Here is a 13,443-nt window from a genome sequence, read left to right as displayed (position 1 = left end):
CACCCTCGGCGTGCCGGGGCCAGGCCGTTTCTTCGATGGTTCTCGGTGGGCTCTTCGCATTGTCGTTCGTCGGGGGGTTCGGGCTGCGCCGCAGAGAGCTTCAGTGAAGATCCGACTGGACCTCGGTCAGTCGATGCCCTCGACGATGCGGAAGTCGCGCTCGACGCCGTCGGAGAGGGCGACCAGCGCCTCCTGGTAGGCCGCACTCTCGCGCGTCGCGACGGCCTGCTCGAAGCTGTCGAACTCGATCAGGATGGTGCGCTCGGCGATTCCGGCGTCATACGCAACGACCCGACTGCCACGGGAGATGACCCGACCACCCCCGGCCCTGACGGCCGGACGGGCCAGCTTGTCGTAAGCAGCCAGCTTCTCAGGGTCTGAAATGGTGCGGTAGACGCTGACCCAGTAGCCCTTGGGCATGGAACCTCCAGTGTCGAAATGAGTGCATCTGACTTACGGGTTGGTCTCGGAGGAGCGTCGGCGGGCGAGAGCGAGGCTTGTCAGCGTCGTGATCGCCATGGCGCCGATGCCGACCAGCGCCGCCGTGGTGTAGGCGCTGTCGTCGGGGAAGAGGTGGCCGGGACCGGTGCCCGCGGCGAGGACGAGGCCGCCGATGGCGCTGCCCAGGGAGTACCCGACGCTGCGGACGACGTAGTTGAAGCTCATGGCGCTCGACGTCTCGCTCCTGGGGGTGACGGCCAGGATGACGCCGGGCATCGCGGCCGAGAAGCCGCCGACGCCGAAGCCCAGCACGCCCATCGCCGCGAACAGTTCGGCCAGGTCCGACCGGGCCGCCGCGAACAGGGCGAACCCGCCGCCGACCACGACGGCGCTGCCGGCCAGGAGCAGGGGGCCGGCGATCCGCGTCCGGACCCGCGGCGTGAGCTTGCCGGCGACGAACCCCAGCACCGAGAACGGGATGAGGACCAGCCCGGCGACGAAGGTCGTCAGACCGAAGCCGTAGCCGGCGCCGTGCGGCGTCTGCGCGTACCGGGTGATGAGCGTGAGCAGGAGGTACATGCCGATCCCGCCGACGAACATGGCGAGGTTCGCCCCGGCGACCGCCGGGTGCCGCACCGCCCGCACATCGACCAGGGGCGTCGTGCTGCGCAGCTCGATGACGGCCCAGACGCAGAGCAGCACCACCGCGACGACGGCGAGGCCCGCCGCCACGGCGAGGTGCCGGCTCCACAGAGTCCGTTCGCCGGCGAGGAACAGCACCAGGAGCAGCGCAGCGGCCAGGACGACCGCGCCTGCCAAGTCCACGTGGGCGGTGCGGCCTTCGGGGGCTTCGGGCATGGAGCGCCACGCGGTCAGGAGGGCGGCGGCGGTGACGACCAGGCCGAGGCCGTAGGCGGCCCGTACCCCGCCGAGCTCGGCGAGCAGTGCGGCGAGGGGGTAGCCGACGCCGGCCCCGATGATCGAGACCACCGAGATCAGGGCGATCACGGCCGCACTGCGCTCCTCAGGGAGGTGGTCCCGGGCCACGCCCATCATCAGCGCCGTCAGCCCGAGCCCGACGCCCTGGGCGGCCCTGCCGGTCAGCAGCCACGCGAACGGCAGCGGCAGCACGGTGAGCGCGCTGCCGGCGACGACGACCGCCAGCGTGGCGAGGACCGTGGCCCGCCGGTACGGGCCGGCTCCGAGCCGGCCCAGGACAGGCGTGGCGACGGCGCCGCTGAGCAGCGCGACGGTCAGCGTCCACTGCGCGCTGCCGAGCGAGACGTGGAACGAGGTCGCCACGCTGGTGATGAGCGGCGTCCCGAGGCTGGCGACCGCCGCCACGACCAGAGCGATGAACATCAGGGCGGGGACCAGCAGCCGCGCCTCGGAACACGCCACCGGGAACGCCTTCACCGCGACCCCGTCGACCGGCTGCCCGGTCACTGCTTCGGCCCTTCGCGGTCCTGGCTTTCGAGCTCTGCCAGATGCTTCAGCGCCGGAAGGGCCGCCACCAGCGCCTCGACCTCGTCGCCGGTGAGCTCGCCGCTCAACCGCTCGAACGCGTGGACGCCTGCCTGGCGCCGCGTCCGGACATAGGAGGCGCCGGCCTCGGTCAGGCACACCAGCGTGACCCGCTTGTCGGATGCGTCGCCCCGCCGCTCGACCAGGCCGGACTCCTCCATCACCCGGACCAGGGCGGTCATCGCGGGCTGGGTGACGCCCTCGACCGCGGCCAGATCGGTGATACGCCGCGGGCCGGTCCGGTCCAGGGTGGCCAGGGTGGCGGCGGACGTCAGGCTCATATCCCGGGGCAGGCGTCTCGCGGCCCTGGTGGCCAGGCCGTAGAGGGCTGCGCCGATGGCGGCGGACGCGCCGGGAGCGGTGTCTTGACGACTCATGCTCGAAGCATAGCGTTTTTATATTCACACTTTATGGAAATGGTCGACTTCCGCGACCGGCTCGCCGAGGGCGACCGCGCCGACCGGCTGCTGGGCCTCGCGCTCACCCGGATCCGGCGGGCCGGCTTGCTCAAGGGCAGCGGCGCCCAGCGCACTCGTGATCACCGGCAGGTAGTCGACGCGATCGCCTGGAAGTACCGGACTGGATCTCCGTGGACGGCCTAGTCCTCGGCGAAGATCTCCTCGGCGGTGGTGGCGGTGGCGGCGCGTTTGAGCCACTGGCGCAGCAGTTCGAGGTCGCCGCAGCCGGTGATCTTCTCGCGGGTCGCGTTGGGGACGGTGATGCCGCGCGCCTCCAGAAGGAGCAGCAAGTCTTCCACGCGGCCTTCCACCCGGCCTTCGTCCCGGATTTCTTCCGAGAGGGGTGACTTGTAGAAAGAAAGGTCCACGGCCACCAGGTTCCTCCACTGTTGTGCGGCCGGGTGGTTGCCCAGGCCCTGTGCGATGAGTTCCACGATCGGAGCGGCGAGTGCTTCCGGGCGCGGGCGGCGGGCCGGGTGCCGTTCCGGCGAGTGCTCGTACTCCCGACTGGTTGTGGGAGACGGTGCGGGTGGTGACTCGGCCGCTGGGGAGGCGTACCCGGGTGCGTTCGAGGTAGCCGTGGGCTTCGAGTTCGCGTAGCCCGGCGGCGATGCGGTGCTCACCCTCCGAGGAGCGGGCGGCCAGGGCGGTGATGCCGACTTTGGCACCGGCAGGCAGCGACTGGATGTGAACGGCGATGCCGATCGCGAGGAAGGACAACTCGCGGTGTTGGGCGAGGTGGTTGCCGATGACCGTGTAGTGAATGGTGTGCGGGCTGTTGTCGTGCACGACACCGGATGACGGTGTGGCGCCCCCACGAACAGGGGACGAGGCGCGCGTGGGCGCGCTAATCTGCTGGGTATCCATCGGGAAGCTCCGAACTTCCTCGTTGGTCAGGCCCTCGACCGAGATTGGCGTCTCGTCGGGGGCCGTCGCATGCCTTGGGGTGGTCGCAGCGAGCATATGCCCATCAACCGGACCCACTTCCAGCCCAATTGGGCAATGTCACCCGTGCGAGTGACGGGCGACGGGATCAGGGGCGGGTGGGGTTGGGAAGGTAATTTCCCTGGTTCTTCAAGTCTTTGATGTTGCGGGAAACCGCGTCGCGGCCCACCGGGTTGTGGTTTTCCGGGACCCGGTGGATGCGGTCACGGTGCGAGCTCGATTTCCGCCCAGATCACCTTGCGGGGTACGGGCCCCGGGGTGGCTCCCCAGCGGTCGGCGAGTGCATCGACGATGAGCAGGCCGCGTCCGGACTCGGCGTCGGCTGCAGGGGTGTGTGCGTGGGGGAGGCGGTCGCCTCGGGTGCCGGTCACCTCCATCCCGCCCGCGCGAACGATATGACCGTGCTCATCACCTCGGACCACGGCCATGTCGTGGAGCGGCGCGGCAGCAAGCTCGATGCGGCCAGCGGCACCGTCGGCTCGGCACCCCGTCGCTCCCCTGGCGGATCCGTAACGACGGGCCCTGGCCGGTCCCCCATCCGCTGGTGGATGTCGCCCCGCACACCACAGGCCCCCGTAAGGGGTGCGGCGTAGCCACACCCCGCAGGGACGCGAGACGAGACCCACGACGTAACGGGGTCTCTGCTGTCTCCGAGTCCTTATGGACGAACGCGGATGATCGTCTTGCCCTTGCGCCGCTCGGTCGGGTTGAAGGCGGCGACGGCATCGTCGAGGGTGGCCACGTTGCCGATGTTCGTCCGCAGCCGACCATCCCTGACCCGCTGGACGACATCACTTAGTTGGGCGCGATCGGACTCGACGACAAAGTCGATTGCCAGGCCGTCGGCGGGGCGCGCCTCCGGCGGCCCGGCGATGGTCACGAGCGTTCCTCCGGCGCGAATCAGGCCCGCGGACCGCTTCCCGATGTCTCCGCCGATGATGTCGAAAACCAGATCGACCCCGCCGACATCTTCCATGGCGTCGTTGTCCAGGTCGACGAACTCCTTCGCGCCGAAGTCGAGCGCCGTCTGACGGTTACCAGCGCGCCCAGTGCCGATGACGTACGCACCCGCCTCTCGTGCGAGCTGAGTCACCATCGATCCGACTCCGCCGGCCGCACCGTGCACGAGGACGCTCTGCCCCGCTTGCAGGCGGCCGTGCTCGAACAGCCCCTGCCACGCGGTCAGGCCGGAGATCGGTAGGGACGCGCCCATCGTGAAGTCGACATCGCCAGGCAGCGGCGCGAGGTTGCGTGCCTCGACGGCCACGTACTCCGCGAGGGTGCCGTCGCGAGTCCAGTCCGTGAGGCCGAACACCCGCTGTCCCACCGACAGCCCCGTCGTGCCGTAGCCGAGGGCGGTGACCACTCCGGCCAGCTCGTGTCCGGGAACCGAAGGCGTCCGGTCACGGCCGAGGCGATCGGTCCAGTTCGAGGGCCACGACAGCTCGCCCGGGGTGAATCCCGATGCATGAACCTGAACGAGGACATCGTTCCCGGCCGCCTGCGGCTCGGGCCGCTCCACCAGCTTCATCCCGGCCGTTCCCGCGGCCTGATCGGTCACCACGATCGCCTTCATCGTCCATCTCCCTATATCCGGGCCATGCCTGCACGGCATTCTCCAGAGAATCTGCGGTCGGCAAGGGGAGCGTCCCGAACCGCGCGGCCGACGCCAGGGTGGCGGCCCTCAGGAAATCAGGCCTCCCCCAAGGGGATTGCCAGCGAGGCCGCGCCGCTCATGTCGAGCCACATGGCGCCCCTCGTGCGCGTCGCGCGCAGCACAACCTCCCCACACTCCTGACAGCGTGCGACAAGGCCGGGAGCGTGGCCGTACACGTGCAGGCGAGCGAGGGGTCCCGTGCAACCGCAGTGAGCGCATCGGCTCGTCGCGGCAGTCACGTCAACGGCGAAGACCTCGGACAGGGGGCCTGCCAGCACGTTTCCGTCGACGTGCCCGTCAGGCGCATCGCCTGCATCTGGGTCCATGGCTCCTGCGGACGCCATCTCAACCTCCACTGTTGCCGAAGCGTTCGGTACGTACTCGCCCGGGTGCGTGCCCGAGTAGCACCAGGTAGGCAGCCGCCTTCTCGACGAACGCCGTGGGCCCGCAGACATAGCAGGTCGGCTCGAAGTCAGGCGGCCAGCCGTTGCGCGCCAAGTCCTCAGGGGTGATGCGCCCTGGTGGACGCGGTGAGTCCGCCGGGGCCTCTCTGCTGTAGAGGTATGTCGTATCGAGTCCCGGTGCCCCGGCGCGAAGCTCCGGGCCGTACAGCAGATCCGCAGGGGTTCGCAGCGCGTACAGGAGTCGGAACGGGGTCCGGCTGCCGGCCGCCGCCCGGGCGCGGATCATGCACATCAGGGGGACGAGTCCTGAGCCGCCGGCCACCAGCAAGATCGGCTCTGCCTGCTCGTGACTCCAGACGAACCATCCACCGACAGGCCCACGCAACTCCAATTGATCACCGGGTTTGAGTTCGTCCACCAGGTAGGGCGACACCTCCCCGCCGGGTGTGCGCTGGATCGTCAGGTCGAGTCCCCGACCGTTGGGAGCCGAGGCGATCGAGTAGCTGCGCTGGGTGCTGTAGCCGTCCTCTGCGGTCAGCTTGACGTCCACGTGCTGACCGGCCAGATGTCCAGGCCAGTCCGGCACGTCAAGCGTCAGCGTGACGCCTGTCGCCGACTCCATGTGCCGGCCCGTCACCTCGCCGGCGCGCCACCGGAGTCGGTCACCTAGTCTCCCTGGTACCGCTGTTCTCTCCATGGGTCTCCGTAGTTGTGATAGCCGGCGCCCTCCCAGAAACCAGGCTGGTCGCTCACCCGCAGCTCGATCTCGCGCACCCACTTCGCGGACTTCCACAGGTACAGGTGCGGGACGAGCAGTCGGGCGGGGCCACCGTGCTCAGGTGCGAGGTCGCCGCCGTCGTAGCCGTAGGCGATCCACGCCTTGCCGTCGACCAAGTCGTCGAGAGGGATGTTCGTGGTGTAGCCCCCGTACGACCTGACAAGGGCGTATTTTGCGGCCGTCGCCACGTCTGCGAGCAGGGTGTCCAAGGACACGCCTCGCCACTCGGTGCCGAACTTCGACCACTTCGTCACACAGTGCAGGTCGACTGTCGGAGACTCCACCGGGAGCGCCGTCAGGCCCGCCCAGTCCCATGTGCGCTGCTCCCCAGTCTCCGTGCGCACGGACAGTTCCCACTCGTCCCGTTTCACGCGGGGGGTGGGTCCGGCGGACAGCACCGGGAAGCCGGTCGTCTCGTATTGGCCGGGCGGCAGCTTTGTGCCCACCGGCGGCCTTCGACCGTGAAACCCGCGCGAGATGATCGCCATACTCGCCATCCTTTTCGTCCGGGACAGCCCCTGCGGCGTCCCTCGAGTGTCGGCGTCCGGGAGAAGCAGTTCTTTTCACTATCGCCCCAAAATTGCAGGCCCGCATCCTTGCGGCGTGCCCTTCGCCGGAAGCACTGGCGGACCCCGTCGCCGGAGCGCTGTCGCTTGTTCCGGCTTGTCTGTCCGGTACCGAATGGACGACTTGGCATCCGCCGAGTCCATGGATCTCAAGCTGCTTTCTGCACCCTGGCCGGCGCATCAACAGGGCTGACGTGACGGTGGTGCGTGCCGAGGGAACGGCACCTGGGACACGCGGCGTGGACTTCGTATCGCGATACCGAACCCGGGCCTCGGCGGCAGCCGGCATCACTCTCCGGACCGGCACCGGCGCCCTGGGCCGGCCGATGTTCCCGGCACACGGGCACAAGGCGGTGCAGGTCCTTTTGTGCGTCTTCTCCGTGTAGGGCCCCGCCCCGACCGGGGCGGGGGCAGCCGTGCCGGCGCTGGAAGACCCCCGGCCGCGCGCACTGCTGGGGCGACGGTTCGTCGCCGCCCCGTGGACGTGTCAGAACGCCTCCGGCCCACCTCTCCTGTAAGTAAGACAGAAAGCCCGAGAGATGGCTGATCCCTACGCCCATCCACTACGACAACGTCGGAGACGCCTCGTGCCCAACGGCAGCGCAGCGGCCTTTAGCCACGTGGCCGCCGGGGGCTCCCTCCTCGAGCAAACTGGTCCAGCGGCTGGACTGGTTCAATCCTCGGGCCGGCCGGCGCCCCCGGGCGATCGGAGGCGCTGCTGCGCTGGGTGTCAGCACGGCCATGTCTCCAGCATGTCGGGGTGCTTGCACTGGAGCACGAGGACCATCCGCACGGACCGAACCAGCCCGCCGGCCGTACAGCCGCCAGTTCGGCGAGGGCGACGTGTTCCGCCGGAACCTATGGAGTCGGCGGAGGGACGCGCATCACGGGCGCGCACACCCCGCCCCCGCATCCGTCGGGAGTCAGCACCGCACGCCGCACGCACGAGGAGCCGCACCGATGACCATGTCTCCCGCTGAGCTCTCCGGCCAGACCGAGTGCGGCACGAGCGGGCGCTCGCCCCTGCGCCTGTTCCTCCGCACGGAGACGGGGAGTTCAGCCGTCCTGCTGGCCGCCGTCCTCGCCGCTCTGGCCTGGGCCAATGCAGCTCCGGCCGGCTACGACGCGTTCTGGCACAGCAGCCTGGCGATTCATGTCGGCTCACAAGGGGTGTCCCTCCCGCTCCGCGAATGGGTGAACAGCGGCCTGATGACGCTGTTCTTCTTCGTGATCGGCCTGGAGGCGCGGCGCGAGTTCGACATGGGCGAGTTGCGGGAACGCAAGCGGCTCAGCCTACCTGTCGCCGCGGGCGTGGGCGGCATGCTCGTCCCCGTCGGGGTGTACCTGGCCTTCAACGCCGGGCAGCCCTCGGCGTACGGCTGGGGGGCTGCCATGTCCACCGACACAGCCTTCGCGCTGGGAGCGCTGGCCGTCCTCAGCCGCCGCATGCCCCAGGGACTCAGGGTCTTCATCCTGACGGTCGCCGTCGTGGACGACTTCCTCGCGCTCGTGGTAATCGCTGTCGCCTACAGCGATCGTCTCGCGCTGGCGCCCATGCTGACGGCGCTGGCCCTCTTCTGCACGGTGCTCCTCGCACGAGGCCTCGGCGTGCGCCGGGGCTTCGTCTACGCGCTGCTCGCCGCTGCGGCCTGGGTCGCACTGTTGGAATCCGGCGTGGACCCCGTGGTCATCGGACTGGCCATGGGACTGCTGACCTACGCCGGGCCGGCGTCGCGGAGTGATCTGGAACGCGTCAGCGGGCTGTTCCGGCAGTTCCGCGAGCAGCCCACTCCGGAGATGGAGCGGTCCGTGCGCGTGGGCTTGGCCTCGGCCCTGTCCCCCAACGAGCGCCTGGAGAGGCAGTACCACCCGTGGACCAGCTACGCGGTCGTTCCGCTCTTCGCACTGGCCAACGCCGGCATCCCGGTCAGCACCTCCGTCCTGGCGCAGGCCGTCACCTCCCCCGTGACACTGGGCGTCTTCCTCGGGTACGTGCTGGGTAAGCCGCTCGGCATCCTCGGGGCGTCAGCTATGGCCGCACGGCTGAGCCGAGGACGTCTGCACCCCCCTGCCGGATGGGGGGCCGTGGCCGTCGGAGGGGCCCTGTCCGGATTCGGCTTCACGGTCTCGCTGCTGATCGCGACGCTTGCGTTCCACGGTGCGGAACTCGACCAGGCGAAGATCGGTGTGCTGGGCGCGATCTCGGCCTCGTTCGCCGTCAGCTGGGCCCTTGCGACCGCCATCGGGCTCCTCCCCCAGCACGCCCGGCTCAGGGCACTCGTCGGCAGGGCAGAGGCCATCGTCGACCTCGCGGTGCCCGTTGACCCGGACCGCGACCACGTGCGGGGGCCGCGGACCGGGCCCGTGACGGTGGTCGAGTACGGCGACTATGAGTGCCCTTACTGCGGCCGGGCCGAGCCGGTGATCCGGGACATGCTCCGCAGCTTCGCCGACGTGCGCTACGTCTGGCGCCACCTGCCCCTCCCGGACGTCCACGTGCACGCCCAGCTCGCTGCCGAAGCGGCGGAGGCCGCTGCTGTGCAGAACCGCTACTGGCAGATGCACGACATGCTCTTCACCCACCAGAACTCCCTGCAGCCGGATGACCTCGTCCGCTACGCAGCAGAAATCGGACTGAACCTCGAACGCTTCGAGCGGGACATGCGCACCCGGGCAAGCGCGGTACGAGTGGCCGAGGACGTGGAGTCGGCGGATCTCAGCGGCGTGGCGGGGACGCCCACGTTCTTCGTCAATGGGCTCCGGCAACACGGCGCCTACGACATCGCCAGCCTGTCCGCCGCCGTGCGTGCTGCCCGCGAGCGGGTCCAAGCAGGCGACTGGCGCGCGGGCAGCGACACGAGGTAGGCGGGCCCGTCCACACGGCGGTGGCCGACTACCCGGCGGGGGCTGCGACGAGTGTCGCCGCGGCCATCTGCAGGGCCCTCCCCGGGAGACCCTCCTCCGACGCCCTGGCCCTCGCTTCGACCACCCGCGATCGGGTCCCGCTGCCCGCCCTCCCCGTACGGGGACGCACTTGCGAGGCCGGCGCCGGCCTCAGGCGGCGGGAGCTCCGTGCCCACGGCGCACGCTTACACCGCCGTCCTGGCCAGCGCGGTTGGATCCCTGGTAGCGGCACTCGCCGCGATCTTCGTGTCGCGCGTGAGAGCACACGACACTGTCGGCACCGCTCGCCTCACGGCGGAGAGCAGGGTATGCGCTCGCGGTCACCGGAGCCGAGAATCACCCTCGCTGTCCGCGCCCGCGCTGCCGTCTTGCCTGCTGCATGCCGCCTGACCGGTGCGGATGTACTTTTCGGCACCCGCGATGTCGTCGGCCGCCGCGGGGGTGACCCGCCGTTCAAGGCTCAGTCGTGGCTGGGAGCCGTGGGAGCGTGGCCCTGGCGCAAGGGGATGAGTCGCCACAGTCGGCCGCACGCGATGGTGCCGGCCGGAGCACGTAGACGAGGACGGTCCACGAGCCGCCGGTCCGGGTGGCGTTGCCGTGGTCGAAGGTGAAGATGATGGCGTTCTGCAGCCGGCTGACGCCCTGCCAGGTGTGGGTGCCGTTGGCGTGCGTGTCGGTGGAGGTTACCGCCTGTTGGTAGGCGGAGGCGGACTCGTTCAGAACGTAGTTGAGGACGAGCGGCACCGTTACGGCGAAGGTGGTGGCGGCGATCCAGGAGTGACGTGGGCCGGGCCCCGGTGGAGCCTCCTATGTTCTTGTCCGCAGCGATGAGTTCGGAGGGCATGCCGGCACGGTGCAGGCGCCCGGTGGCGGCTCGGGGCAGGGGGCGGCGTGCTCCGGCGCGGCGGGTGTGGCTCTGCGGCGGGCCAGGAGGATGACGGCGGCTGTCGCGGTGAGGACGCCCACGGCTGCGGAGTAGACGAGGGCTGTGTCGTGCACTCCGTACAGTGTGGTGGTGATGCCGCCGATGACAGCTGGCACGGCGGTGGCGAAGTAGCTGACGATGTAGATGGCCGTGATCAGCCCGGCGCGCTGGTCGGACGTGACCTGGGGGACGGCGACCGTGGCCCGGTAGGCGCCGAGGAACCCGGGGCCGAAGCCGAGTCCTGCGATGGCAGTGCCCAGGAACAGGACCCACGGTGTGCTGGTGCCAATGGCTGCGAAGGTCACCAGGGCCCCGGCGGTAAGAGCGAGACACCCGGCCAGCATCACGCGGGTGGGGCTCACCTTGGCGAGCGCTCCGGAGGCCGCGGCGCCGAGCCCGGTGAGCAGGAAGATCAAGATGCCGCCCCAGAGCAGGTTGCGGGAGTGCAGCAACTGGGCGGCGAGCGATGGTCCCAGTGACAGATAGAAGCCGCCGAGCGCCCACAGACCGACGATGCAGGGCAGGGCGGCGGCGAAGGCACCCCTGGCCGGAGGCGGCACGCTGACCCGGGGGCGGAGTGAGCCCAGGGCGTGTGGACGCCTGCTTCCGGGCTCCGGAATTGTCAGCACGGCGAGCAAGTTTGCGACGAACATCGCAAGCAGCAGCCACCAGATCAGGCGGGTCGGTGCCGGGGCGTACTGGCCCAGTAGGCTGGCGGCGATCGCGCCGAGGGCCTGGCCCGCGGTCGGTGCCACGCCGGACAACAGCGGCGCCGCGCTGCCGTGTGGCCGCAGGTCGTGCAGCGCGGCGGCGGCTGCACCGGTGATAAGGCCGACCGAGAGGCCCTGCAGCGCGCGGGCGGCGAACAACAGCCCGGCTCCGTGCGCGAGCAGGAACAATCCGCACGCGACGGTGCCTGAGACCAGCCCGGCCAGCAGCAAGGGTCGACGGCCTACGTAATCCGATAGGGAGCCCAGGGAGAGCAACGTGCCCAGCAAGACAATGATATAGACCGTGAACAGCAAGGTCAGTGTGATGGCAGAGAACCGGAACTGCGCCTGATATACCCGATAGAGCGGTGAGGCGGCTGCGTTCGAAGCGAACGCCAAGAACGCGGCGACGGCCACTACGCCAAAAGCCGCGCCCTTCGGCAGAGCGCGCCGCCGCAGCGGCCCGCCGGCTTCTTTCATACGCGTGGGGCGTACTTGGTTGCTGTCGCCCATCAGACCGTCGTCACGAATGCGAGTTCGGCGCTGTCGATGATCTTTCGCATGTCTTGGGCGATGATTCCCACTTTTTCTAGCCTTTCCCGGCGGCCCGGGCGATTGTGGAGTCCACGCTGACGTCCCACGTGATCAAGCCCTTTACGTCGGCCTCGGCCCGCAGCTGCTCGAGGATCCGCTTCCAGGTGCCGTCGCGCCCGGTTTTTTTGCCCCGCGGTAGCAACGGCTCAAGCCGAGCCCACTGGTCGTTCGTCAGATCACCACGCCCCACAGCAGGCGATCATTCACGACCAAGATCGACCTTCGGGACAGCCCTTAGTTGCGGCCTGCCATAACGCCGCCGTCGACATTGAGAATGGCTCCCGTTGTCCAACTGGATTGGGGGGAGAGCAGGAAGACGATGGCGGATGCGACGTCCTGAGCCGTACCGATCCTGCCCAACGGTTGGATAGCGCTCAGCCCCTCAAGGCTGTTGTGGAGCTGATCGGGTGCGAAGACCTTTTCGAACAGAGGCGTTCCGGTCACGGCCGGTGCGACCGCGTTCACTCGAATGTTCTCTCCCGCGAGCTCGATCGCCAGATTGTGGGTGAGGGCGTGGATCCCGGCCTTCGCCATGGAATAGGCGGAGGAGGGAGTCACTGCGAGAGCCTGATAGGCTCACATGCTGCCGACATTAACGATTGCGCCTCCACGTGCTCCCGCGATCATGCCACGGACGACCGTTTGGGTCAGAAAGAACAGTCCCCTGTTGATGTCGAGATAGGAGTCGTAATCCGAGCCCTCGACGTCGAGGAACGCATGCGGGATGTAGAAGCCCGCAGTGTTCACCAGTAGCGTAGCGTCCGAGTGGCTCTCGGCCAGTTCCTTCTGCGCTTCTACGACCTCCTTCCGGTCGGCGAGGTCGACGCCGACGGACGACGTAGGGCCAGTCTTTGATAGGTCCGCGACCGTCTCATCGAGTTTGGCTCCCCTGCGCCCCACGATGACGGCGCTGCCGCCGTCCGCAAGTACGTCAGCCGCGACCTGGCGGCCCATGCCGCTCGCGCCGCCGATCACGATGACCTTCTGACCCGAGAAGTCGGATCCCATGGCTGATCTGCCTCTCTCCCATGACGGACAGGGCGGTATGCCGTAATGTCGACATGCCCCGATGAGCGATTCAGTCCGCTGCGGACCACCGTTCACTCCGCCCATGCATCCCACGGGATTCCGACCTTCAAACCCGCAAGCGGAAATTCCACTCGCCCGGATCCAATTGCTGTCGTCGGAGCTCAGGCGAGCCTTTCACGAATGAGTGAGAATGTCATGGTCGAACAGGCTGCATACAGGGCGGGAGATGTGCCGTTACCCCCTGCTCGCACGCCGCCCGCATGCGAATTAATTACAGTCCCTCCTATGAAAGAAGGCGAGAAGGAACACGGGATCTACTGCCCGTCTATTCCCCTCTGACCACTGCGTGCCTGCGGCTTTTCGCCGGCTGTCTTGGGTCCCTGTGGTGACCCGGACCATGCGGCATAATCTTCCTGCGAGCCCGAGGCCGCCGCCAGCGGAAGCGAGGACATGTTCGGCCCAAGGCCTGATGTTTTTCGGTCTGATGGTCCTGGTGCTCGTCCGAGGC

Annotated in this window: 11 protein-coding genes and 5 pseudogenes; 2 read left to right on the top strand and 14 right to left on the bottom strand. The window is 68.8% G+C overall.

What is annotated here, in order from left to right; genetic code table 11:
• Positions 1-126: 126 nt before the first annotated feature.
• From AB0M87_RS02330 to AB0M87_RS02320, 3 genes are read right to left on the bottom strand one after another with little or no spacing between them, the layout of a single operon-like run.
• Positions 127-420: a DUF1330 domain-containing protein gene (locus tag AB0M87_RS02330; RefSeq protein ID WP_365849404.1), complete on the bottom strand. Its 294-nt coding sequence runs from the start codon at positions 418-420 to the stop codon at positions 127-129.
• Positions 421-453: 33 nt separating this feature from the next.
• Entirely contained in the window at positions 454-1,887 is a 1,434-nt protein-coding gene (locus tag AB0M87_RS02325) for an MFS transporter (RefSeq protein WP_365849402.1), read from the bottom strand.
• Positions 1,884-2,246: a MarR family transcriptional regulator gene (locus AB0M87_RS02320; protein ID WP_365849876.1), complete on the bottom strand. Its 363-nt coding sequence runs from the start codon at positions 2,244-2,246 to the stop codon at positions 1,884-1,886. The genes AB0M87_RS02325 and AB0M87_RS02320 overlap by 4 nt, the downstream gene beginning before the upstream one ends.
• A 129-nt stretch (positions 2,247-2,375) precedes the next feature.
• Between AB0M87_RS02320 and AB0M87_RS02315 the strand changes: the two genes are divergently transcribed.
• Positions 2,376-2,567 carry a hypothetical protein gene (locus AB0M87_RS02315; protein ID WP_365849401.1) on the top strand — a complete coding sequence of 64 codons (192 nt, stop codon included), beginning with the start codon at positions 2,376-2,378 and terminating at the stop codon, positions 2,565-2,567.
• Here AB0M87_RS02315 and AB0M87_RS02310 read toward each other — a convergent pair.
• The 7 genes and pseudogenes from AB0M87_RS02310 to AB0M87_RS02280 form a co-directional block, all read right to left on the bottom strand.
• A pseudogene (locus tag AB0M87_RS02310) lies at positions 2,564-2,881 on the bottom strand (hypothetical protein); the annotation flags it as partial. The gene AB0M87_RS02315 and the pseudogene AB0M87_RS02310 overlap by 4 nt on opposite strands.
• 43 nt (positions 2,882-2,924) lie before the next feature.
• Positions 2,925-3,290, bottom strand: a pseudogene (locus tag AB0M87_RS02305) (hypothetical protein); the annotation flags it as partial.
• A gap of 281 nt (positions 3,291-3,571) precedes the next feature.
• A pseudogene (locus AB0M87_RS02300) lies at positions 3,572-3,745 on the bottom strand (ATP-binding protein); the annotation flags it as partial.
• Positions 3,746-4,026: 281 nt separating this feature from the next.
• Positions 4,027-4,944, bottom strand: a complete 918-nt coding sequence (locus tag AB0M87_RS02295) for an NADP-dependent oxidoreductase (protein WP_365849399.1) — start codon at positions 4,942-4,944, stop codon at positions 4,027-4,029.
• Positions 4,945-5,060: 116 nt separating this feature from the next.
• Positions 5,061-5,351 carry a DUF6510 family protein gene (locus tag AB0M87_RS02290; protein ID WP_365849398.1) on the bottom strand — a complete coding sequence of 97 codons (291 nt, stop codon included), beginning with the start codon at positions 5,349-5,351 and terminating at the stop codon, positions 5,061-5,063.
• A 19-nt stretch (positions 5,352-5,370) separates the two neighbouring features.
• Entirely contained in the window at positions 5,371-6,126 is a 756-nt protein-coding gene (locus AB0M87_RS02285; RefSeq protein ID WP_365849396.1) for a ferredoxin reductase, read from the bottom strand.
• Positions 6,096-6,695 carry a molybdopterin-dependent oxidoreductase gene (locus tag AB0M87_RS02280; protein ID WP_365849394.1) on the bottom strand — a complete coding sequence of 200 codons (600 nt, stop codon included), beginning with the start codon at positions 6,693-6,695 and terminating at the stop codon, positions 6,096-6,098. The genes AB0M87_RS02285 and AB0M87_RS02280 overlap by 31 nt, the downstream gene beginning before the upstream one ends.
• 1,038 nt (positions 6,696-7,733) lie before the next feature.
• On the opposite strand from AB0M87_RS02280, the gene nhaA reads away from it, so the two are divergent.
• Entirely contained in the window at positions 7,734-9,638 is a 1,905-nt protein-coding gene (nhaA, locus tag AB0M87_RS02275) for a Na+/H+ antiporter NhaA (RefSeq protein WP_365849392.1), read from the top strand.
• A 492-nt stretch (positions 9,639-10,130) separates the two neighbouring features.
• Here nhaA and AB0M87_RS02270 read toward each other — a convergent pair whose 3' ends face one another.
• From AB0M87_RS02270 to AB0M87_RS02255, 4 genes and pseudogenes are all read right to left on the bottom strand, one after another.
• Positions 10,131-10,421 (bottom strand): hypothetical protein, encoded by a 291-nt coding sequence (locus AB0M87_RS02270; protein WP_365849391.1) that lies wholly within the window; start codon positions 10,419-10,421, stop codon positions 10,131-10,133.
• Positions 10,422-10,484: 63 nt separating this feature from the next.
• On the bottom strand, positions 10,485-11,792 hold the full coding sequence (locus AB0M87_RS02265; protein WP_365849390.1) for an MFS transporter: 1,308 nt from the start codon (positions 11,790-11,792) through the stop codon (positions 10,485-10,487).
• 124 nt (positions 11,793-11,916) lie between these two features.
• Positions 11,917-12,096, bottom strand: a pseudogene (locus AB0M87_RS02260) (IS5/IS1182 family transposase); the annotation flags it as partial.
• A 44-nt stretch (positions 12,097-12,140) separates the two neighbouring features.
• Positions 12,141-12,914: pseudogene (locus tag AB0M87_RS02255) on the bottom strand (SDR family oxidoreductase).
• Between the last annotated feature and the right edge of the window lie 529 nt (positions 12,915-13,443).

The organism is Streptomyces sp. NPDC051320, from assembly GCF_040682175.1.
Classification (GTDB): Bacteria; Actinomycetota; Actinomycetes; order Streptomycetales; family Streptomycetaceae; genus Streptomyces.
This window is presented reverse-complemented; position numbering and strand designations above follow the sequence as displayed.

What these genes read in the sequence shown, in the direction of transcription:
- AB0M87_RS02265 (WP_365849390.1), bottom strand. Translation starts at nt 11,792, where the DNA reads ATGAAAGAAGCCGGCGGGCCGCTGCGGCGGCGCGCTCTGCCGAAGGGC.
- AB0M87_RS02295 (WP_365849399.1), bottom strand. Translation starts at nt 4,944, where the DNA reads ATGAAGGCGATCGTGGTGACCGATCAGGCCGCGGGAACGGCCGGGATG.
- AB0M87_RS02280 (WP_365849394.1), bottom strand. Translation starts at nt 6,695, where the DNA reads ATGGCGATCATCTCGCGCGGGTTTCACGGTCGAAGGCCGCCGGTGGGC.
- AB0M87_RS02290 (WP_365849398.1), bottom strand. Translation starts at nt 5,351, where the DNA reads ATGGACCCAGATGCAGGCGATGCGCCTGACGGGCACGTCGACGGAAAC.
- AB0M87_RS02315 (WP_365849401.1), top strand. Translation starts at nt 2,376, where the DNA reads ATGGAAATGGTCGACTTCCGCGACCGGCTCGCCGAGGGCGACCGCGCC.
- nhaA (WP_365849392.1), top strand. Translation starts at nt 7,734, where the DNA reads ATGACCATGTCTCCCGCTGAGCTCTCCGGCCAGACCGAGTGCGGCACG.
- AB0M87_RS02320 (WP_365849876.1), bottom strand. Translation starts at nt 2,246, where the DNA reads ATGAGCCTGACGTCCGCCGCCACCCTGGCCACCCTGGACCGGACCGGC.
- AB0M87_RS02330 (WP_365849404.1), bottom strand. Translation starts at nt 420, where the DNA reads ATGCCCAAGGGCTACTGGGTCAGCGTCTACCGCACCATTTCAGACCCT.
- AB0M87_RS02285 (WP_365849396.1), bottom strand. Translation starts at nt 6,126, where the DNA reads ATGGAGAGAACAGCGGTACCAGGGAGACTAGGTGACCGACTCCGGTGG.